The sequence below is a fragment of the Alteribacter salitolerans genome, assembly GCF_016901055.1.
GTDB lineage: Bacteria > Bacillota > Bacilli > Bacillales > Salisediminibacteriaceae > Alteribacter > Alteribacter keqinensis.
Window position 1 is genome coordinate 491918 of record NZ_JAFEUX010000003.1, and the last position, 21378, is coordinate 513295.

Genomic DNA, 21378 nt, shown 5'->3' on the forward strand with positions numbered 1-21378 from the left:
AATAAAGACCTACAAATTCGACAAATATCGGGTGGTGACAGGCACCGGCACAAAGAACCGGGCACCATTCGAGCACAAGGAGTGTTTGCATTGACTTGGAAGCTAACGAGAACTGCGATAAACAACGAAGAACTACTCACCAACGAAAGCCTGTTCGCGATCGGGAACGGCTACATCGGGGTCCGCGGCAATTTTGAAGAGGGATACGGCGAAGGAATGACATCGATCCGCGGTACGTACATCAATGCGTTCCACGATGAAACAGGCATTGAATACGGAGAAAAACTCCACGGATTCCCTGAAACCCAACAGAAGCTGCTGAACGTCATCGATGCCCAGACAGTGGAACTGTACCTGGACGGCGAGCGTTTTTCACTGTTCGATGGAGAAGTCCTCCACTACGAACAGAGTCTTCACTTTGACCGTGGGTTTTCCGAGCGTAAAGTGGACTGGAGATCACCAAAAGGAAAAGAAGTGCGCCTTCATATCCGACGTCTTACCTCTTTCGTAACCAAGGAACTCTTCGCCATCGACTATAGAATTGAAGCCTTAAACGACGTGAAGGAAGTCAAAATCATCACTACTGTAAACGGGGATGTGACCAACTTTGTCGACCCGAACGATCCGCGGGTGGCGTCCGGCCATGCAAAGCGTCTGAATGTCCTCGACGCAAAGCACGAAAACTGCACAAGCATTGTACAAAACGAGACATACGAATCTGGTTTAAAGGTCGCCTGCACTTCAACAACTCAACTTGCAGACCAAACCGAGCCTGAAGCAGAAGTAGCCCAAGGCGAGGTAAAAGAGACGTACACCGCTTCTCTCGAAAGCGCAGTTCAGTTTACGAAAAAGAGCATCTACACCGACACCCTCCGTCACGGCGACCGGACAGCTGAAAATGGAGCGGAACTGCTCACCGAAGTCTCGGACCAGTCCTTCGACGACCTTCTCGCTGAGCAAAAAGACTACTTGGACAGCTTCTGGAGCACAACGGACATCCAAATCGACGGTGACAGCGATCTTCAGGAAGGGATCCGCTTCAACCTGTTCCATCTTCTTCAGTCTGCCGGTAAGGATTCTGTGAGTAACATTGCTGCCAAAGGGCTCTCGGGTGAGGGATATGAAGGGCATTACTTCTGGGACACGGAGATCTATATGTTCCCGGTATTTCTCATGAGCAACCCGGACCTCGCAAAAAATCTTTTGCTTCATCGCTACTCCCTGCTGGACGCAGCTAAAGAAAGGGCGCGGGAGGTAGGTCATACGAAGGGCGCTCTCTTCCCCTGGCGCACGATCACCGGTACGGAGTGCTCCGCCTTTTTCCCGGCAGGCACGGCGCAGTATCACATCAGCGCTGACATTGCCTACAGCTACATTCAGTACTATCTGGTGACGAAGGACGAGGCGTTTTTGCGTGAGTATGGTGCGGAGGTGCTGTTTGAGACGGCGCGGCTCTGGCTGGATACGGGTCATTTTTACAACGGGCAGTTCCGGATCGATGATGTGACGGGGCCTGACGAGTACACATGTATCGTGAACAACAACTACTACACGAACGCTATGGCGAAGAACAATCTCGTGTGGGCGGTGAAGGCGTATGAGCTGGCCGGTGACGCGGCCGGGTGCGGCGTTACGGCAGGCGAAGCGGCAGAGTGGGCGGAAGCAGCTGAGACGATGTACCTTCCATACGACGAGGAGCTCGGCATTCATGCCCAGGATGACACGTTCCTGCAGAAAAAAGTGTGGGATCTTGAGAATACACCTAAGGAGAAATTTCCGTTATTATTAAACTATCATCCGCTCACCCTGTACCGCTATCAGGTGTGCAAGCAGGCGGATACGATCCTTGCCCACTTCCTGCTCGGGGAAGAGGACGAGGATGTTGTGAGACGTTCGTACGATTACTACGAAAAGGTGACGACGCACGATTCGTCCCTGTCCTATTGCGTGTTCAGCATCATGGCATCGAAGCTCGGTTACGATGAAAAAGCGTACAACTATTTCAACAAAACGGCACGTCTCGACCTGGATAACACCCACGGTAACACGAAGGACGGCCTGCACATGGCGAACATGGGAGGCACGTGGCTGGCCATCGTCTACGGATTTGCAGGCCTTCGGGTAAAAGAAAGCGGAATCTCGTTTTCCCCAACGCTCCCTGAACAATGGAACCGGCTGGCGTTTTCGATCCAGTATCAGGGTCGGGTGATCGGTGTGACACTGGAAAAAGCGCGTGTCACGTACACGTTGAAGTCCGGAGCCGCCTTGACCATTAAGCACGGAAACAATGACGTTTCGCTTACGGAACAAGAAGCAGTAACAGAGGAAATTTAACTTTGGAAGGGGGCGCTGTCCCCCTTTTACTGGAGGCAGATTGGGATGAGTTCAACCATTAAGGCGTTTATTTTTGATCTTGACGGTGTCATTACAGACACTGCCGAATACCATTTTCAGGCGTGGAAGGCACTAGGCGAGGAGCTCGGCATTTCGTTTGGCCGCGACTTTAACGAGCAGCTCAAAGGCGTGAGCCGGGAGGAGTCCCTGGAGCGTATTCTTGCTCTTGGCGATCGGGACCTCGGGCTGAGCGAGGAAGAAAAAGCCGCATTATGCGCGAAGAAGAACGATCACTACAAGCAGCTGATCGAAGGAATCTCACCTAAGGATATCCTGCCGGGGATCGAAGACCTTCTTAAAGACGTGAAGGCAGCCGGCATTCCGATGGCGATCGGTTCGGCAAGCCGCAATGCCCCTGCGATCATTGAGAAGCTTGAGCTGAACGGATACTTCGATTACATCGTCGATGCCGGGAAGGTAACGAAAGGCAAGCCCGATCCGGAGACGTTCACTGTCGCGGCTGATCACTTTGGGGCAGACTACGGGAGCTGCGTCGGAGTGGAGGACGCTCATGCAGGTATCGAGGCGTTGAAAGCAGCCGGTATGTTCGCAGTAGGCGTCGGTTCTGAGGAATCTCTCGGAAAAGCCGATTACCGCGTGGACAGCACGGAACAATTGAAGTTTGATGCAATCGTCCAGAGATTCGTTTAAGCGGTGCCTGTCACCACCCGGATTTTGTCGAAAACGTAGGACTTTTTTGTAGAGATTTTTTCTGGTGCCAGGATCTGTGAGCAGTACTGTACACAGATCCTGGCATATTTGTGTTGGAGGGGCGTATTTAGGAATTAAATAAATAAATGTAGTTCTGTCAATATCGCCGGTTCAAAAAACGAGTGGCGGGAGAAGATAATTCTATCAAAAACCAATTAAATTCTATCGATAATGCATTTTATTCAATCAAAAATGTCATTAATTCTATCAAAAATCCAATTTATTCATCCAAAAGCTAAAGTGCAGCATGCCAGACAAAGTTTCCAAATAAAAACGCCGGCCCTCCGCAGAGGTGAGCCGGCTTTATATAATGTTTATTTCACTTCAAACGTCTCAATGACATGGGGAAGTTCTTCATTTATCATCGTCTGAAGCTGAATCAGTTTGTCTTCGTTCTCCGGTTCGAGCAAGTCATCACTCGGCTCCGAAGCGATATTGTAGGAAAATATGTATTCTTCTGAGGAGGCTATATACACCCACGGCGTGTCCTCGAGGTACTCCTCGCCATACTCTCCCGGCAGGACATCGATAGAGAAAAAGAAATGGGAGAACTGGTTATCTGGTGTGTAATTGATGATGAACGATCGCACCGCATCAGGAGCATCGTCGCTTTGCTGAATCGAAATGAGACCTCTCCAAGCTGCGGGGAATTCAATGGAAAACCCAAATTCGTCATTTTCGTAAAGGTAAGGTTCGGACCCCTGCGGTACATGCAGCGTTTCTTGTTCCTCGTCAGATACGATATCTTCTTCAGGGTTGGAGTCAGTTTCAGACGGCTCATTTTCTCCGTCGCCTTCTTCTTCTGCAGGTTCGGGCTCATTAACAGGGGTATCTTCTTCATCTTCAAATTCTTCAACTATTACGTCTTCTTCTTGTCCAGCTTCTGTTTCCTCATTTTCGTCGACAGCATCATTCGTTTCCGTGTTCACACAAGCGGATAAAATGATGATGCCTGCCAATCCCAAAAGTACCAATCGATTCAACAGCCCCACGCCCCTCTCACGTTCGTACTATAAATTTTACCATAACGCAGCCTTCTTTAGGTGCCAGGCACTGTGTTTATCATTTCACACAGTGCCTGGCACCTTTTCTTGTACTTGTTTTTAGAAATGACGAATAGGATAAGACAAGTGCACATATAAGAGGGGGCAAGGAGATGAATATTGGGAAACGGGCACTGGCTGCGGGATTGGCTGTATCGATTGTATCCATGTGTGTATTGCTGGTTCTAGGACTTGGGGCGTATGCGCTGGCGGGGCTTGTGGGACTCGTGTATCCGCTTGTTACATTGCTCCGGGGGGAGAACGTTCACCGGGTTTATGGAACCTTATCATTGATGTTTACCGGGTTGATTGCCATCATCTTTTTAACAGACATTTTTTATAATCATTCGGGATTGGTTAGTGCAGGAGGATTTGTGTTTCTGCTGGGATTGTTTCTCGCACTCTTCGGTGTGTGTTATAAAGACAGAGAACATGAAGTCACTGCAGAAAAGTAGAGTGAAGAATCATAGAAAAAGCCTGTCACTTGAGCAGTGGCGGGTTTTTATGTTGATGGATTGAGGGAAGTTCTGTCGATTAAAGAATATTCATGTCATCTTGCGGGTGTTTAATTAAACGTTTATTTAACAATTCAAATTGCGACATAGGATGTGTGAAAGTGAGAATGACCGACAATCCCTTGCTGTTGTTATGCTATAATTTCCTGCATATATTACTTTTTGTCTGGTTTCGCTTCGCTCCGGAACGCTACATCATTGAGGCTGTGCCATCCGATTAAAAAGAGGATACTTCACCGTTAGTTATGGCGCACCATCTTTACCTTTAAAAAAACCGATCCTCCCTCAGCCGGTATTCGTCCCGGCTTTTTCGAATTGTCTTTTTTGACAGCTCGAACACCTTCACTTCTTCATCCTCCGAAAAAATAGCCGCCTCGGTGTTGTAATCAACCCACGGAGGGCAAAAGACAGATCTTCCGTACTTTTCCCCGGCCTGGTTCAGGCTGAGCATGTAAACCTGATTCTCAAGGGCTCTGGTATGAACGAAGTGGTGCCAGCTGGGGTAGGACTGGTCCTTGTAAAAGGCGACCGGGTGAAGGAGGCAATCCACTTCTTTTTCCAATGCGTACTTTCTCGCAAGCTCCGGAAACCGCATGTCGTAGCAGATCATCAACCCAAACGAAAACCTGTCAATCGTAAATGAAACGAGCCGGTCACCCCGGGAAAAGTACTGCTTCTCAAGGGACGCACCAAACTGAGCGAGATGAATTTTGTTGTAATGGGCCACATAGTCACCACCACTGTCCAGCACAACCTGTGCGATAAAAATTCTCCCGTTTTCTTTCAGCGGCATGCCGTAACAGACAAACGCACCAAGTTCTTTGGCCAGCCAGGAGAATCGCTTGAACGAGGGTCCATCAAGCTCCTCCGCAAGTTCCTGCAAGTGAGCAAACGTGTCTTTGGAATACGAGATCGTAGACAGCTCCGGAAAAACAACAAGATCGACCTCAGTTTCCCGAAGTTTTTCCCGTGTCCTGCCTGTCACGTTCCGCACATGCAGGTCTCTTTCCACCATCGAAACGATGTGTGGAACCGTCACCTGGCACCCCGCAATTTTAATGGATGTTGTTTCCATATAAATCCTCCTCACCAGCGAATAATGGTATAATATACCTAATTTGTAAAAGGGGGGGAGGCGGTGTTGAAGTGGCTACAGTAAAAAAATACTCTTCCGATTTAGAGGATCAGGTGAAACAGTATGATAAGGAAGTGCGGACGATTCAGTTTGCCCAGAAAAAAAGTCTCGAAGTCCGTAAACACGAAATACATAGAACCATATGGATAGGAGCTTTAGCCGGTACGATTATTCTGATCTTTATTTTCCCAATCGGGACACTTCTTGGAGCGGGAATTGGTTATTTAATCGGGGTTGAAAAAATCAAAGCACCTTTTAAAAAACGTATGTTCAGACTTCACGAGAAATATCCTTCAATTAAGGCCGTAAGAAAAGGCCTGGCAGGAGAAATGAGTGTAACAGAACATATTACAAAAAACCTTTCAGATGACTATCTGCTTATAAATGATCTCACCATTCCCACTGCTAACGGACGAGGCACTCAGATCGACCATATCCTCTTTGGAAAAAGTACAGTCTATGCCATTGAAACGAAAAATATCACCGGGAGGTTTTATCCTTACTCAAAGCACATGTGGCTTTGGTATCCAATAGTTAGCCGAGGAAAAGTAAAAAAGAAAACATACGTGGACAGTCCTGCTGCCCAGTCCCAATATCATGCAACTCAACTCCGGAGGCTTTTGAAATCAAAAGGTCATACCTCCATAAAGGTAACTCCTGTCGTCATATTAACGAACGCTCAGTCGGTTTGGCATGGACGTTTTAACCAGGAGTGTCCGGTCTTTAGTAATCCCAAAGCATTTATTGACTACACCCTTGAAGCAGACATCGGTCCGGGGTTGGAAGATACGGAAGAAGTGGTGGATGGTCTGCTGGAATTTCAGGATGAAAAAGAAGAGAGCTACGCATAAGAAGCCAGCTGTGGATTCGCCTCACAAAAAAACCACAGAGGATGTCACCCTCTGCAGCACCTTTAACGAGTCATATTGCATTCAACTTTGGGTTGTTCACTTTTATCAACAGAACCGGTATGTTTCGTCATCATAATCTTCAATAGTTTGTCTTGATGAAAAGCTGCTTTTTTAATGAGTTCACTTCGTTTCTTGTGATTATCCTCGCTGCAATGATTGTACAGGTGTAAATAATAGTCAACAGAGAATTCGTGCCACATTGTTTTCATCATCAAAACCTCCTATCCTTTTTCATACGTAGGCCAGCACTAGAGATAACCGGAATAGACTACAAACCTGCGCCAATCTTATGACTCATGATTATCATAGGTCTATTATTGACTATAGATACCCTGAAATCCTTTGTTTAAGCTGTATTTAACTAAAAATAAACACGATGTCATATATGTAGCTAGTTCTATATACATGGATTTGTAGATGATTATGGTAAGACCCTGCAAATGTTATAATAGGATAATCAAAATCGAGGAGTTCATCATGAAAAAAAGCAGGTACATCTTCTTTAACATCCTACCCATCTTTATTATAATGGCCATCATTTTCACCGCTTCATCCCAATCCTCCGATCAGCAGGATATCAGCCCTGTCGTTGACCGGATAACGGACCGGGGTTTTTTGAAGGACAGCATTATATGGGTAATGGACAAGGCTGACCGCGTGGTTGAGCGGGGGGCGGCCGCAGCAGCAGCCAGGCCCTACCTTGCCCTCGGAGCTGCCGCTATACTCGGCCTTTTAACAGCCGCAGTCTTTTTCCGCTTATTCCGGTCAACCGATTCCCGGGTTAAAAAAGGGCTCAAATCACTTATCTATACCGGCATTTTATTCGCCTTCGCGCTTGCCGTACTCGCCCTGTTAAAAAGTGACGCCATCGTAGAGGTCATAAGAAATCACACCTCCTACAACCAGCTGGTCAGCCTTTTAAACAGAATCGAATTCACCTATGCCGGCACAGTAGTCAGTATCGAGGCCAGGGGAGTGGAAAGCTTCCTCACTTTTCTAATTCGCAAAACCGCTCACTTTACACTATTCGGGCTGCTCGGATTCTTCCTGTTTCTCGCAATCCACCGACTCAACGGGCGTACGCTAGTCACATTCGTTTTGGCCATGCTCTTCGTCGTGGCCTACGCCGCCCTCGACGAATACCGCCAGACATTTATCCCGTCACGGTCCGGTCTCGTGGAGGATGTGATTCTCGATTCGGCAGGAGGAGTGTTCGGCACGAGTATGGCCTGGCTCAAAGTGAAGATATCCCAATGGTGGGAACGGACGTAATATCTAAAAAATGGATGACTATTTGGTTGTATCTTCTAAAGTACTCGATTTACTTTTGGCAGAATAAACGGGATTTTCGATAGAATAAACTGCTTTTTAGGCAGAAAATATTTCATTATCGACAGAATAAAGCTTGGTTTTGACAGAATATCTTCTCTCTCGCAAGTACGTTTTTCTTTTGAAAGAATAAATTGGATTTTTGCTAGAATAAACTGCTTTTTAGGCAGAAAAAATTTCATTATTGACAGAATAAAGCTTGGTTATTGATAGAATTCCTTTTCTATCGCACTTTTTACTTTTTAAACAATCAAACCATCACATAACCTAAAAAAACACCTCCTGTGTGAAGGTGATCTCTGCAATAATAAAGATAAATCGTTTTAACGGAGGTTTTACCATGCACATGATCGATCACAGCCAGATCACCGAACTCATTACCATGCACGAGGTCATCGAAGCCATCGAAGACTTCTATTTGAACGGAAACCAAAAAAGCGTCGTTATTCCGGAACGGATGCACGAAGGAGACGGTGACAACACCATCCTGCTGATGCCATCCTTCTTTGAAAATTATTATGGTACAAAAATGGTCGGCGTTGCCCCGAACAACCCGTCCCTCGGCAAGGATACGATTCACGCCCAGATGCTTCTGTGCAACCGCGAAACTCTTGAGCCCCTCGCTCTTATGGATGCTCAGGAAATCACCGCCCTCCGCACAGGGGCCCTCGGCGGAATCAGCATGAAGTACCTGGCCAGCGACACCGCCTCGACCATCGGCATTGTGGGATCAGGCGTGCAGGCCTTCAGCCATCTCCAGGCCGCATGTGCCGTGCGCCCGATCAAGCGCGTTCTCGTTTACAGCCGGAAAAAAGAAAGCGTAGATCGTTTTACTGAAAAAGTAAACCGCGCGTTTCCCGAATTAGACGTGGCTTACGCCGAAACTCATGACCTTATGAAGCAATCCGAGATCATCGTTACCGCTACAAGCAGCAAATCGCCTGTCCTTCCTGAACTGAGTGAAAAAGATCTCGCCGGCAAGCACATCGTCGGCTGCGGATCATTTCGCCCTTTCATGCAGGAGATCCCTGACTTCGTATTCAAGCAGATAAACGACGTTTACGTAGACAACCCGATGGCCCTGAAAGAATGCGGCGAACTGATTCAGGCCAGGGAGCTTGGAATCACAAATGATCACATCTTTACTCTTGAAGACCTGATTCAAAACAGCAGGCGCTTCACCTCTGAAAAAGAGAAATTAACGGTTTTCAAGTCAGTCGGCCTCGCCATCTACGACCTTGTAACGGCCATAGCCATCCACAAAAAGCGTTAATGCTTTTCAGCCTCCGGAAGACTCCTGTCTTTCTGGGGCTTTTTCGTGAGCAGTCCCTGAAAACACACAAAGGTAAAGCTGCCTAAACTGTTAATGAGTACATCCAGCACTCTTCCCGAGCGGCCCGCGAGAAAATGCTGGTGAATTTCATCAACCATTCCGATCGTGGAAGTTGTCATGACCGCCATAACCGCAGCAATCCACCGTCTTTTTACCGGAACAATCGCAGACAGAAACAGAGCGATAACCCCGTAAACAAGGAAATGAACGAGTTTTCTTTCAAAGTTGGAAGTTAACGAATAAGAGGAGTAGAAGGAACTTTCCCGTTCAAAAAGAAAGGAGAAGGAAACTTCCTTTTTATAAATCGAAGCCATCCCGGCAGGTGCCCGGTCAAGTTCGTATACCATGCTGGAAGTGATAATCAGAAAGGTGATTGCAACAGCGGTGAGGATATAATAACGCATCGTTTTTGCCCCCGTTCATGGAAAAGTACTACGAACAGTTTCGTCATGAAGAGGGGGACGTAAACAGGTCTAAAAATGAACGATGTTTTTTCTAATCAGGAGCTTCATAACTTCGTCTCCAATAAAGAAAACGACTGCAACGACAGTGGCCAGAACGAACCCGAGTGTGGCTGTAACCAGGTAACCGGCGGATGTATGTATGAGAAGGGAGGCGATTACCCGGAGAGCGCCGATGAGTTTCTTTGTAACGATGTCGCTCAGCAGTGATACGGTGAGTCCGAAAACAAGAATTCCAATAAAGGCCGCAGATAAAACGAACAACAGAAGGATGAAGCTCTCGAGCAGCTGGGTATGGGGAGGAATGAGCAAGAACGTAATCATTCCCACAGCCAGCAGCAGTGTGGTGACGGCTGCAACAGTAGACTTCATCCATATTTTTCTTAACATGTATAATCACATCCTCCTTTCACATTTTATAGAAGATTTATAGGTGTGTATAGAGGGGGGTTCCAGAAAACTGGATGCGGATCTGGTTATCTTAACAAAAAACAGGCATAAATTAATAATCGCCGGTCATAACTTTACAGAAAGCCCGCATAACTTTACACAAAACCTCAAAAACGGCCATTTCGACTCGAAATTCTACATTTATTATTTGCTAATCTAGTATTATACCCAATCCACAGTAAGGAGTGATTCCCCGTATGATACTCAAACATCGCAAGCAGTCTGTCTGGCTTTTAAAGCTGACTGCATTGAAAAGAAGGCTACCTCATTTTCACAAACAGTTGGCCAAAGTCAGCGAAGATCACTCATTGAAAAAGTCGGGATATCGAGGTGAAAAAGCCCTCGATTATCAACTGGACTACATTATTAATGAGTCTGATTGTGTTGTTTTACAGGACTTGAGACTGACCGGCCAGCTGGAACGACACTTTCAGGTGGATACCCTTTTCATTACGCCAAATTCATAACCATAATTGAAGCAAAAAACTATGCCGGCACGATAGAATTTAAGCCGGAATTCAATGAGCTGATTCAGACAAAAGAAGGTAAGCAAAAAGGCATTAAAGACCCTATAACTCAGGTAAAACGTCAGATGCAACACCTCGATTTCTGGCTCCGTCAACATCATTATCCTTCAATCCCCCTCCGCTATTTTACTACCATCAGCAATCCCACCACGATAATAAAAGCTCCCTCTTCATACAAAGATGCATTGGAAAAGGTGATTCATGTAGAACAAATTAATACAAAGCTTCTGGAATTAGACAAAACTAAGGGGGATGTACTCCTGAATAACGAGTTAATGATAAAAATAGCACAGCAGGTTCTTGCCAAAAACGAGACTTATGATAAGGATGTTCTGGAACATTATAAAATTGAGCGGGCTGATATCATTACCGGCGTCTGCTGCCCGGAATGTTCGAAGCCTGGGATGAAGAGGGGATATGGGGGTTGGATATGTCCCGTGTGTAAAAAGTATTCTGATGATGCACATGTCGAGGCTTTTTGTGAATATGCTTTACTCTTTGGAAGTCGTTCAACAAACAGACAGTTGAGGGCTTTTCTCGGGATAAATTCAAGAGAGGTCGTAGCGAAAATGATGGACGATTTAGAGGTGAAGAGGGTAGGAGAGAAAAAAGGGAGAGTGTATATGTTGGATCGTTTACTGGAGTGAAGGTGTGATTTCCAGTAAAATGGATGCGGATCTGGTTATCTTAATAAAAAACAGGCATAAATTAACATTCGGGCGAGATAAATCCACACAAATACGGCAAACCTTAACTCAAATCCTCAATAAAGAAAAAGTATGGACCTACTTGGCACTGGCCAGGACTTTAGTATTAGGGTGAAAATAAAATCACGTCCATAATCACACACAATCTCCCATGATTTATCAGAATATTCATTGTATAATTTAAAAGTGAAAACGTTTGCACAGAAATATTAAAACCTGTTTCTGGACCAACTTAATTTTTTAAGCTTTTGTGCAAACGCTTTCATTTACTTGTGGAAGTAAGAAAGGAGGATTAATCGAGCGTTTCTATTACACAACGGAGGGGATTAAAGGGATGAGAAGAAAAACGAAACGTTATTCGTCCATGTTCATGGTATGGGTTATGCTCATGAGCATGCTGCCGTTTTTTGTTCCGGCTTCACAAGCCGGTGCAGAAGAAGCAACAGAGGACAATGGTAACAGAACTGTAAAGCTTACTTATGAAAGAGAAGACGGTATTTTTGACGACTGGGATGTCTGGGTCTGGAATACCGGGGTTCAAGATAACAATATTGATTTTACCGGGTTTGGGGAGAACTCAGCTACTGCTTATATAGGAGTAGCGCAGAATACGAGAGAAATAGGATTTATTGTAAGAAAAAACGACTGGAGTGACCGTGAGCCAAACGGTCAGGAAATGGATCGTCATATCCGGATCAATCATCAGGACCCTGTAACCAAGGTACATATCAAACAGGGGGAAACAGAATTCCATACTGTACCGACTGTTTCCGGACCGGTTGTTGATGACGGCACAGCAACGTTTTTTTACCGCGATCCGGCTCTTTACTTAGCTGATGAGATGGATACGATCGAAAAAGTCGAGCTCAGCATTCTCGGTGAAACCTATGAGCTCGAATACGAATCGAAAAACGAAAGATTTGTCTACACCTATGAAAGCCTTCCGGAAGGTGAACACGAATACACCTACCTCGTAACGAAAGACGGAGAAACAACAGAAGTAACGGATCCATACAATACTGTGGATGGCAAGTCGGTTGTGAAAAATTCCGCAGCAAACGTTGAGGTTTCAGGTGCTGTTGAGCCTGGCGCCGTTGATTACAACGAAAATGCAGTTCTTTCAGTAAATGTAGAGAGTGATGCGTCGATCAGAGAGTTATACGCAGACACGACAGCTCTTGGCGGACCGGAGCGCCTCGCTATTGACCTTGAGCTGAACGAAATTACACTGTCTGTTGCCCACGATGTGACAGCGGGTACAAAAGAAATTTCACTTACGGCAGTGGACGAGTATGGGACCCGTCACAATGGAACCGCCGAACTTGAAGTGAAAACCCGTCAGTTTGTCGGCGATCACGATTTTGACTGGGATGAAGCAATGATTTACTTCATGCTGACAGACCGTTTCTTTGACGGTGATGAAAGTAATAACGATCCATATGGCATGGATTACGATACAGACAAGCGGGGAACGTACCAGGGCGGAGATTTCAAAGGTATTACTGAGCAGCTCGATTACCTTGATGACCTTGGAATCAACACAATCTGGATCAGCCCGATTGTAGAAAACATTAAGTATGACGTTCGATTCAACCCGGACGATGACATTGAAGATCAGCCTTACTTCGGCTACCACGGCTATTGGGCGAGCGACTTCACCAAGCTCAACCCGCACTTCGGTTCGATGAAAGACTTCCACGAGCTCATTGATGAAAGTGCTGAGCGAGGGATGAAGGTTATGGTTGACGTGGTTCTTAACCACACCGGTTATGGGTTAAAGGAGATTGACGGAGAGCTCCCTGAAGGTGAACGTCCGGAAGGTTATCCGACAGATGATGAGCGCGCATTCTTCAGTGACATGCTTCGTCAGGGAGACGATGTTGGAGGAGATGAAGTCACAGGAGAACTTGCAGGTCTGCCTGACTTCATCACAGAAGACCCGGAGGTGCGTGAGCAGATTATCGAGTGGCAGACGGATTGGATTGAAAAATCTCGTACCGCAGCCGGAAACACGATCGATTACTTCCGTGTGGATACTGTAAAACATGTGGAAGAAACAACGTGGATGGCGTTTAAGAACGAACTTACCCGTAAAATGCCTGAATTTAAAATGATTGGTGAGTCTTGGGGAGCTGACCAAGACAGAGACCATGGTTATTTGAGAACTGGCACGATGGATTCACTCCTCGATTTTGGTTTTAAGTACACAGCAAGAGACTTTGCCAACGGTAACCTTGAACAGGCGAACAGCCGGCTTGAAACACGCAATGCACAGATTGACAATACAGCCACACTCGGACAGTTTCTTGGAAGCCACGATGAAGCAGGGTTTCTTGAAATGGTCGGTGGTGATGAAGGAAAGCTCAAAATAGCAGCGGGTCTGCAGATTACGGCAAAAGGTCAGCCCGTCATCTACTATGGTGAAGAGCTTGGTCTGAGCGGTGGCGATAACTATCCGTTCTATGACAACCGCTACGATATGGCGTGGGATCAGGTAGAGGATAACGCTATTCTTGAGCACTATCAGAAGCTTCTTTCTTTCCGGGGCGAGCATTCGGTTATTTTTGCCCGCGGTGACAGAAGTACGCTTGCCGGCTCGAATGAAGATGGTTTCCTTTTGTTTGAAAGAAGCTATCAGAATGAAGAAGTGTATGTAGGTCTGAACACATCAGAAGAAGCTCAGACTGTTACGCTGGAAGTCGATTCATCCGAGGCGATTGTAACCGACGCTTACAGCGGGGAAGAGTATGACGTGACAGATGGTCAGGTTACAATCGAACTTCCAGCCATGAGCAGCGGTGGTACCGTTCTTTTAACACTGGAAGGCGGATCGTTTGTAGGTGAAGGAGACGGGACAGTTGATCCTGTGGAGGGTGACACACTAAGAATTCACTACGAGCGTTCAGACAATAACTATGAAAACTGGGGACTGTGGACTTGGGATGACGTGGCTAACCCTTCTGAAAACTGGCCATCAGGAGCAACACCATTTGAAACAGCCGACGGGGCTTCATTCAGCGCGGCTCAAGTGACCGACTTTGGTGCCTATGTTGATGTTGAGCTTCAGGAAGACGCTGAGCAAATCGGGTTCCTTGTCGTGAACCGGGTAAACGGTGACAAAGACGGCGATGACAAACATGTGAACATCCTGTCCCCTGATATGGATGAAGTCTGGATTAAAGAAGGCACGGATCGTGTCTGGCTTTATGAGCCGGTTGATCTGCCGGAAGATACGGTTCGTATCAATTATGAGCGTGTAAACAGCGATTATGAACCGTGGGGCTTGTGGACGTGGGGAGACGTCGCTTCGCCATCTGATGGATGGCCTGATGGTGCAACTCCATTCTCCAACGATCAAGTAGGAAAATACGGAGCTTACGTTGATCTCGAACTTAAAGAAGCGGCACAACAAATCAACTTCCTGGTTGTAAATCGTGAAAACGGAGATCAAACAGGTGATATGAGCTTTGACCAGCTCGCAGACAATGAGCAGCTGTTTATTCGGGAAGGGGATGAGACTGTGTACACAAACCCTTACTTTGAACAACTCGAAGGCCTTGTTTCCGGGGAGCTTCTGAGCAGTGAACGAATTGAGCTCACATTTACTTCAACCTTGTGGCTTGATGAAGAAGAACTGGCGGAAGCGATCTCCATCGTGGATAAAGACGGAAACGACGTTACCTTTGACAGGGTCACAATTGAAAGTGAAATAAAAGTGTTTATTCACGGCAGCTTTGACATTGACCAGGCACCGTTCGCTGTTACATTTAACGACCGTACCGTTCAGGCATCAGCAGGATGGCGTTTGATTGACGAAATGTACGCGTATGACGGTGAACTTGGTGTAAAACTGCATGAGGACGGCACGGCAGCACTCAAGCTGTGGTCACCGAATGCAGACAACGTCAGTGTGATAGTGTATGACCGTGATGATCAGTATGAAGTCGTGGCAGACGGCATTGACATGGCCTATGGTGACCGCGGTGTGTGGGAACTCACACTCGATGAGACCAACACAGGCAAATCTGATCTAACCGGATTCTACTACCACTACGCGATCGAGCGGGATGGGGAGACAAAGCTTGCTCTCGACCCTTATGCCAAATCCATGGCAGCGTGGAACAACCTGGATGAAAGAAATGAAATCGGAAAAGCGGCGATCGTGGATCCTTCCGCTCTCGGACCAGAACTTGATTTTGCCGACATCGAAGGTTTTGAAAAGCGTGAAGATGCGATCATCTATGAAATTCACGTTCGCGATTTCACATCCGATCCAACGATTGACGAGGAATTGGAAGCACAGTTCGGTACGTTCGCAGCGTTTGTGGAGCGTCTGGACTATATTGAAGACCTGGGTGTCACGCACGTTCAGCTCCTGCCGGTGATGAGTTATTTCTGGGGAGACGAGCTGGCGAATGCCGAAAGAATGCTCGAGTATTCTTCAACGGGCAACAACTATAACTGGGGTTATGATCCTCACAGTTATTTTTCACCAACGGGTATGTACTCTGAAAACCCTGAGGACGCGGAACTTCGTATCAAAGAATTGAAGAACCTGATCGACGAGATTCATAACCGCGGTATGGGAGTAGTTCTCGATGTCGTCTACAACCACACTGCCCAGGTTAAAATCTTCGAAGATCTTGTTCCAAATTACTATCATTTTATGGATGCAGACGGTACGCCGCGCACAAGTTTCGGCGGGGGACGTCTCGGCACGACACACGAAATGGCCCGCCGCATTCTGGTGGATTCCATTACGTACTGGACAGAAGAGTTTAAGGTGGACGGGTTCCGTTTCGACATGATGGGTGACCATGATGCAGAAAGCATTCAGATTGCTTACGATAAAGCAAAAGAAATTAACCCGAACACTGTGATGATCGGGGAAGGCTGGAGAACGTTTGTAGGAGATGAAAACGGCGGCGACGTGATGCCTGCAGACCAGGATTGGATGCAGCACACAGAAAGCGTTGGTTCATTCTCTGACGACTTTCGAAACGAACTCAAGTCCGGATTCGGAAGTGAAGGACAGCCGCGCTTTATTACAGGCGGTGCTCGGAGCATTCAGCAGATTTATGACAACCTGACTGCAAACCCGCATAACTTTACAGCAACAAATCCTGGTGATGTCGTGCCTTACATCGCTGCACATGATAACTTAACGCTGCACGATGTAATTGCACAATCGATTAAGAAAGATCCTGAGTACCATCAGGAAGAAATTCATAAGCGCATTCGATTGGGCAATACAATGGTTCTCACTGCGCAGGGAACGGCTTTCCTCCACGCAGGACAGGAGTTTGGCCGTACGAAGCAGTTCAGAGCTGAAACAGACGAAGCACCGTACAAGTCAACGTATATGACGGATGAAAACGGAAATCCATTCGTGTATCCGTACTTTATCCACGATTCGTATGATTCAACGGATGCCATCAACAAGTTTGACTGGACGAAAGCAATGGACGCTGAGGCGTATCCAATCAATAACCTTACTCGTGAGTACACGACCGGATTGATTGAGCTTCGCCGATCAACAGATGCCTTCCGTATGGGAACGATGGAAGACATCGACAACCAGGTGTCATTCATTGATGCACCTGAAATCCAGGATACGGACCTGGTTATCGGGTACAAAGCCGTGTCCACTGACGATACAGGCACGTACTATGTATTTGTGAACGCAGATGATAAAGAACGTACCCTTACTCTTGAAGAAGACATTGCGGATGGTACAGTGATTGTTGACGGAAACGAAGCCAATATTTCCGGGGTTTCTGATCCATCCGGATTTGAACTCACTTCCGCTCAAATTACGATTGATGCACTAACGGCAGTCGTCGTTCGTGTCGGAGGAGACGTTCCGGATGAAGAAGACGAGGAACAGCCAGGAGGACCTGGTAACGGCAATGCACCACCACATGCCGGCCAGCCGGGACCACCACCACACGCAGGACAACCGGGGAAACCTGATCACGCAGGCAATCCGGGAAAAGGTAAAGGGAACAACGGAGGGAAATAGGATTTACGAAAAACCAGAAGCCGAGAGCTTCTGGTTTTTCTTTTTGATGTGAAGATATGTGCAATACTTTATAGGAATTTTCTCCTGGAAGGATAACAATACACATACAGCGGTGGACATTCTATGTAAAAAAGGGGGACAAAGCATGGCAGAAAATGGTTTATTTTGTAAAAATCACTTTGAAGATAAAAATGAGGTAACATGCCAAAAACACCCTGTAGATTTTTATCTAAAGAGTGTTATTTTTACTATGCGGGTCATTCATATTAAAATGTAAAACTATGCCTCGCTTACTTCGGCTTTACTGTTTGAATTAGTCGAAGGCATATCTTTTTTGGTGAATTTCAGCTGATGCGCCGAAAATGCCATGTAACAATCAGGGCATTGAAAAGGGAAAGAAATCTTTTTGTCTAAAGAGGCTACCCGCACGTCAGGACTGTCAGGACCGTATGTATCTTTAGCAATGGTATTCCATTTATCAACACTCTTTGTATTTTCACAGTTTGGACACTCTATGTGAGAAAAATCCAGTGTTTTCTTTTCTTTCAATTTCCTGAAGAACATCATAACCACCCCAAATAACCATTTTCTCTTTTTCTATTATATAGATAATGAAAGAGAATGAAAACGCTTTTGTCATTTTAAGTAGAATAGTCACGAATATCCAGCCTAAGAAACATATGGGTTATCGTTAATAACAAGCAATAGGGCTATATGTGGAGAAAAATCAGAAAATTAGCGTTATGTATTTGTTTTTGATAAGATAGTAAAAATACGTGAGCAGTATTCTTTTTCCTCGATAGGGACGCAAAGTGTCCCTGTTGACGAAAAGTGATCCTGCGCTATTACAAAAGGAGATGATTTTTATGCAACAGACAACAGACAACAGTACCCTTTTGCGAAATGATGTAAAAAAGCTGGGCAATATTTTAGGCGACGTCCTGAAACAGCACGGCGGCACAGAGCTGTTTGATAAAGTAGAAACGATTCGTGAAGCAGCAAAAGAACTGCGTAAAGACTACAGCGAAGAAGCGTTGAATAGATTAAAAGATCAAATTGCATCCTTGGAGTCACCTACGAGGCAGCATGTGATCCGGGCATTCTCTACATATTTTCACCTGATCAACATTGCTGAGCACAACCACCGTATCCGGCGTTCCCGTCAGTATCAGCTTGACGACAGCATTCTTCAGCCGTTTTCGATTGAAAGTGCAGTTGCAGCAATAAAAGAAGCGGACTATCCGGACGATGTTATTCAGCAGGTTCTGAATGACCTGTCCATTGAGCTCATCATGACTGCGCACCCGACTGAAGCGACAAAGCGGACGGTGCTGGAGATTCAGAAGCGGATCTCAACGATTATTCAAAAATTCGACAATCCGCTCCTTACAACGAAAGAGCGGCGCAAGCTTGAAGAAAGTCTCACAAACGAAGTCACAGCTCTCTGGCAGACGGACGAGCTTCGTCAGGTGAAGCCGAGCGTAATTGATGAGGTGAAAAACGGTCTTTATTATTTTGACCAGACCCTCTTCAGCGTCCTTCCGGCGATTCACCAGGAGCTTGAAGACCAGCTTGACGATTACTTCCCTGATCATCAGTGGAAAGTGCCGAATTTCCTCACGTTTGGCTCCTGGATTGGCGGAGACCGTGACGGAAATCCGTATGTAACACCTGATGTCACGTGGGAAGCCTTGAAATTACAGCGTGAACTGGCAGTTAAAAAATATGACGAGGCGATGGTCGAACTGATGCGCCGTTTCAGCCAGTCAGACAAATATGTTCCAGTCAGTGAAGAACTGAAGAAAAGTGTGCAGGAAGGGGAGCGAACGTTCTTACGCAAAGGGGAAGCCTGGAAGATAGAGCCCGAGTACTACCGCCGTAAGTTTGCGATCATGCTCAAACGCCTTCGTCACGTGGATAAATCAAAAGCGGGCTACAACGAAGCAGAAGAGCTTCTTGAGGATCTGCAAATGATTAAGCGCAGTATTCTTGAGCATACCCAGCCGGGACAGAAGCTGAAAAAGCTGGATAAGCTTATCCGTCAGGTTGAGCTGTTTGGCTTCCACCTTGCTACATTGGACATTCGAAATCACAGCGGTGAACACGAAACAGCCATCACGGAAATTCTGAAGATGGTCGGAATCACCGACGATTACAGTCAGCTTTCTGAAAAAGAGAAGATAGCAACACTGGAGCGGGTATTAAAAGACCCTCGTCCACTGATGCTCTTAAATGAAGATTACTCAAAAGAAACGCAGGAAATTTTCAGCGTCTTTCAGCTGATCAAAAAAGCCCATGATACCTTCGGACCTCGTTCAATTGAAGTGTATCTTGTAAGTATGACCCAGTCTTCCAGTGACCTCCTTGAAGTGCTGGTGCTCGCAAAAGAAGCAGGGATTTACCGTCTTCACCCTGACGGCCGGGTGGAAAGCGGCCTGAACGTTGCGCCGCTGCTTGAGACGGTAAACGATCTTATTGCAGGACCTGAAATTATGGAGACGCTGTTCAGCATGGATGTGTACCGAAACCATATTAACGAGCGGGGCAACCATCAGGAGATCATGCTCGGCTATTCTGACGGCAGTAAGGACGGCGGAACGATTACAGCCAACTGGAAGCTGTTTAAAGCCCAGCAGGAAATTCACGATATGGCGGGCAAGTACGACATCCGCCTGAAGTTCTTCCACGGACGCGGAGGATCTCTCGGACGTGGTGGCGGCCCGCTGAACCGCAGTATTTTATCCCAGCCGGCGCAAACACTTGGGGACGGGGTTAAAATTACGGAGCAGGGTGAAGTTCTGTCTTCCCGTTACATGCTCGGGGACATTGCGTTCCGTAACCTGGAGCAGGCGGCATCGGCGCTGCTTGAAGCTTCCGCCAAGGCTACCAAAGACGTTGATCCGGTTAAAAAAGAGTGGGAAGACGCCATGGAAGAAGTGTCAGAGAAATCTCTGGCTAAATACCAGCAGCTCGTATTCGGTGACGAAGACTTCCTTAAGTACTTCAAACAGGCCACACCACTTGAAGAAATTAAGGAGTTAAACATCGGCTCCCGTCCGACGAGCCGTAAAAACAGTGAGAAGTTTGAGGACTTACGGGCGATCCCTTGGGTGTTTGCCTGGACTCAGTGCCGCCACATGCTGCCGGCATGGTATGCCGCAGGAACAGGCCTTGCAGCATTCGCGGAACAATCGGACGAAAACGTGAAGATGCTTCAGGACATGTACGAAGCTTGGCCGTTCTTCCAGGCCACGGTAAACAACCTGCAGATGGCCCTGATGAAAGCCGATATGCAGACGGCGAAAGAGTATGTTGATCTCGTAGAAGATCCGGCCGTGGCCGAGCGGATTTTCGGTGACATCGAAGAAGAGTACAAACGTACACGCAAGGTTCTCCTTGATATCTCAGGGGACAGCGAACTTCTCGATCACACGCCGAACATCCAGGGCTCCGTGCACCGTCGTAATCCATACGTTGATCCACTCAGCTTCCTCCAGGTGGATCTCATTCGCAAAATGCGCGAATCAGACGAACAGTCCGATGAATTGTTAACAGAAGTGCTGCTTACTATTTCAGGTGTGGCAGCAGGACTCGTAAATACAGGTTGATCCTCTTATGGTGCCAGGCACTGCGTGGGTAATTTCACACAGTGCCTGGCATTTTTTTGTGCCTGGCACCGTATACCCTGAGTCTAGTAATCTACGCAATAATATGGATAAATTATCAATATAATGTAAAAATAAGTATTTATACTCATAGGTTAATAGGAAGAAATAACCTTATCAGAAATATCAGAAAAAAGTACGATGTAATAGAATTTAGACTATTAAAAGGGTAAAG

15 protein-coding genes are annotated in these 21378 nt (G+C 46.6%); 10 read left to right on the top strand and 5 right to left on the bottom strand.

The genetic code is table 11. The features are described 5' to 3' along the window. Positions 1-90 precede the first annotated feature (90 nt). Together JSY36_RS08450 and pgmB are read left to right on the top strand one after the other, a co-directional pair. Positions 91-2334, top strand: a complete 2244-nt coding sequence (locus JSY36_RS08450; protein ID WP_205166024.1) for a glycoside hydrolase family 65 protein — start codon at positions 91-93, stop codon at positions 2332-2334. Positions 2335-2379: 45 nt separating this feature from the next. After that, on the top strand, positions 2380-3045 hold the full coding sequence (pgmB, locus tag JSY36_RS08455; protein WP_122899192.1) for a beta-phosphoglucomutase: 666 nt from the start codon (positions 2380-2382) through the stop codon (positions 3043-3045). Between the two features lie 374 nt (positions 3046-3419). Here pgmB and JSY36_RS08460 read toward each other — a convergent pair whose 3' ends face one another. Continuing rightward, complete coding sequence (locus tag JSY36_RS08460) at positions 3420-4088, bottom strand: hypothetical protein (RefSeq protein ID WP_205166025.1); 669 nt, start codon at positions 4086-4088, stop codon at positions 3420-3422. 173 nt (positions 4089-4261) lie between these two features. Between JSY36_RS08460 and JSY36_RS08465 the strand changes: the two genes are divergently transcribed. Further along, entirely contained in the window at positions 4262-4603 is a 342-nt protein-coding gene (locus tag JSY36_RS08465; RefSeq protein WP_205166026.1) for a hypothetical protein, read from the top strand. A 325-nt stretch (positions 4604-4928) separates the two neighbouring features. Here JSY36_RS08465 and JSY36_RS08470 read toward each other — a convergent pair whose 3' ends face one another. Next, positions 4929-5738: a carbon-nitrogen hydrolase family protein gene (locus tag JSY36_RS08470; RefSeq protein ID WP_205166027.1), complete on the bottom strand. Its 810-nt coding sequence runs from the start codon at positions 5736-5738 to the stop codon at positions 4929-4931. Between the two features lie 71 nt (positions 5739-5809). Here JSY36_RS08470 and JSY36_RS20450 point away from each other — a divergent pair, with 71 nt between their 5' ends. Beyond that, positions 5810-6649, top strand: coding sequence for an NERD domain-containing protein (locus tag JSY36_RS20450; protein WP_205166028.1), 840 nt, complete (start codon positions 5810-5812; stop codon positions 6647-6649). A gap of 62 nt (positions 6650-6711) precedes the next feature. Here JSY36_RS20450 and JSY36_RS08480 read toward each other — a convergent pair whose 3' ends face one another. Then, entirely contained in the window at positions 6712-6921 is a 210-nt protein-coding gene (locus JSY36_RS08480; RefSeq protein WP_205166029.1) for a hypothetical protein, read from the bottom strand. 265 nt (positions 6922-7186) lie between these two features. Here JSY36_RS08480 and JSY36_RS08485 point away from each other — a divergent pair, with 265 nt between their 5' ends. Together JSY36_RS08485 and JSY36_RS08490 are read left to right on the top strand one after the other, a co-directional pair. Further along, entirely contained in the window at positions 7187-7981 is a 795-nt protein-coding gene (locus tag JSY36_RS08485; RefSeq protein ID WP_205166030.1) for a VanZ family protein, read from the top strand. A 397-nt stretch (positions 7982-8378) separates the two neighbouring features. Next, a complete protein-coding gene (locus JSY36_RS08490; RefSeq protein WP_205166031.1) occupies positions 8379-9311 on the top strand; it encodes an ornithine cyclodeaminase family protein in 933 nt (310 codons plus the stop codon). On the opposite strand, the gene JSY36_RS08495 is transcribed toward JSY36_RS08490, so the two are convergent. Together JSY36_RS08495 and JSY36_RS08500 are read right to left on the bottom strand one after the other, a co-directional pair. Beyond that, positions 9308-9775: a VanZ family protein gene (locus tag JSY36_RS08495; RefSeq protein WP_205166032.1), complete on the bottom strand. Its 468-nt coding sequence runs from the start codon at positions 9773-9775 to the stop codon at positions 9308-9310. The genes JSY36_RS08490 and JSY36_RS08495 overlap by 4 nt on opposite strands. A 69-nt stretch (positions 9776-9844) precedes the next feature. Beyond that, positions 9845-10222, bottom strand: coding sequence for a hypothetical protein (locus tag JSY36_RS08500; RefSeq protein ID WP_205166033.1), 378 nt, complete (start codon positions 10220-10222; stop codon positions 9845-9847). Between the two features lie 439 nt (positions 10223-10661). Here JSY36_RS08500 and JSY36_RS08510 point away from each other — a divergent pair, with 439 nt between their 5' ends. The 4 genes from JSY36_RS08510 to ppc all read left to right on the top strand — a co-directional run bounded on the left by JSY36_RS08510 (position 10662) and on the right by ppc (position 21146). Next, entirely contained in the window at positions 10662-11456 is a 795-nt protein-coding gene (locus tag JSY36_RS08510; RefSeq protein ID WP_205166035.1) for a nuclease-related domain-containing protein, read from the top strand. Between the two features lie 394 nt (positions 11457-11850). Next, positions 11851-17538: a pullulanase gene (locus JSY36_RS08515; protein ID WP_205166036.1), complete on the top strand. Its 5688-nt coding sequence runs from the start codon at positions 11851-11853 to the stop codon at positions 17536-17538. A 145-nt stretch (positions 17539-17683) separates the two neighbouring features. Continuing rightward, positions 17684-17815, top strand: coding sequence for a hypothetical protein (locus JSY36_RS20665; RefSeq protein ID WP_272873274.1), 132 nt, complete (start codon positions 17684-17686; stop codon positions 17813-17815). Positions 17816-18404: 589 nt separating this feature from the next. After that, positions 18405-21146: a phosphoenolpyruvate carboxylase gene (ppc, locus tag JSY36_RS08520; protein ID WP_205166037.1), complete on the top strand. Its 2742-nt coding sequence runs from the start codon at positions 18405-18407 to the stop codon at positions 21144-21146. Positions 21147-21378: the final 232 nt, after the last annotated feature.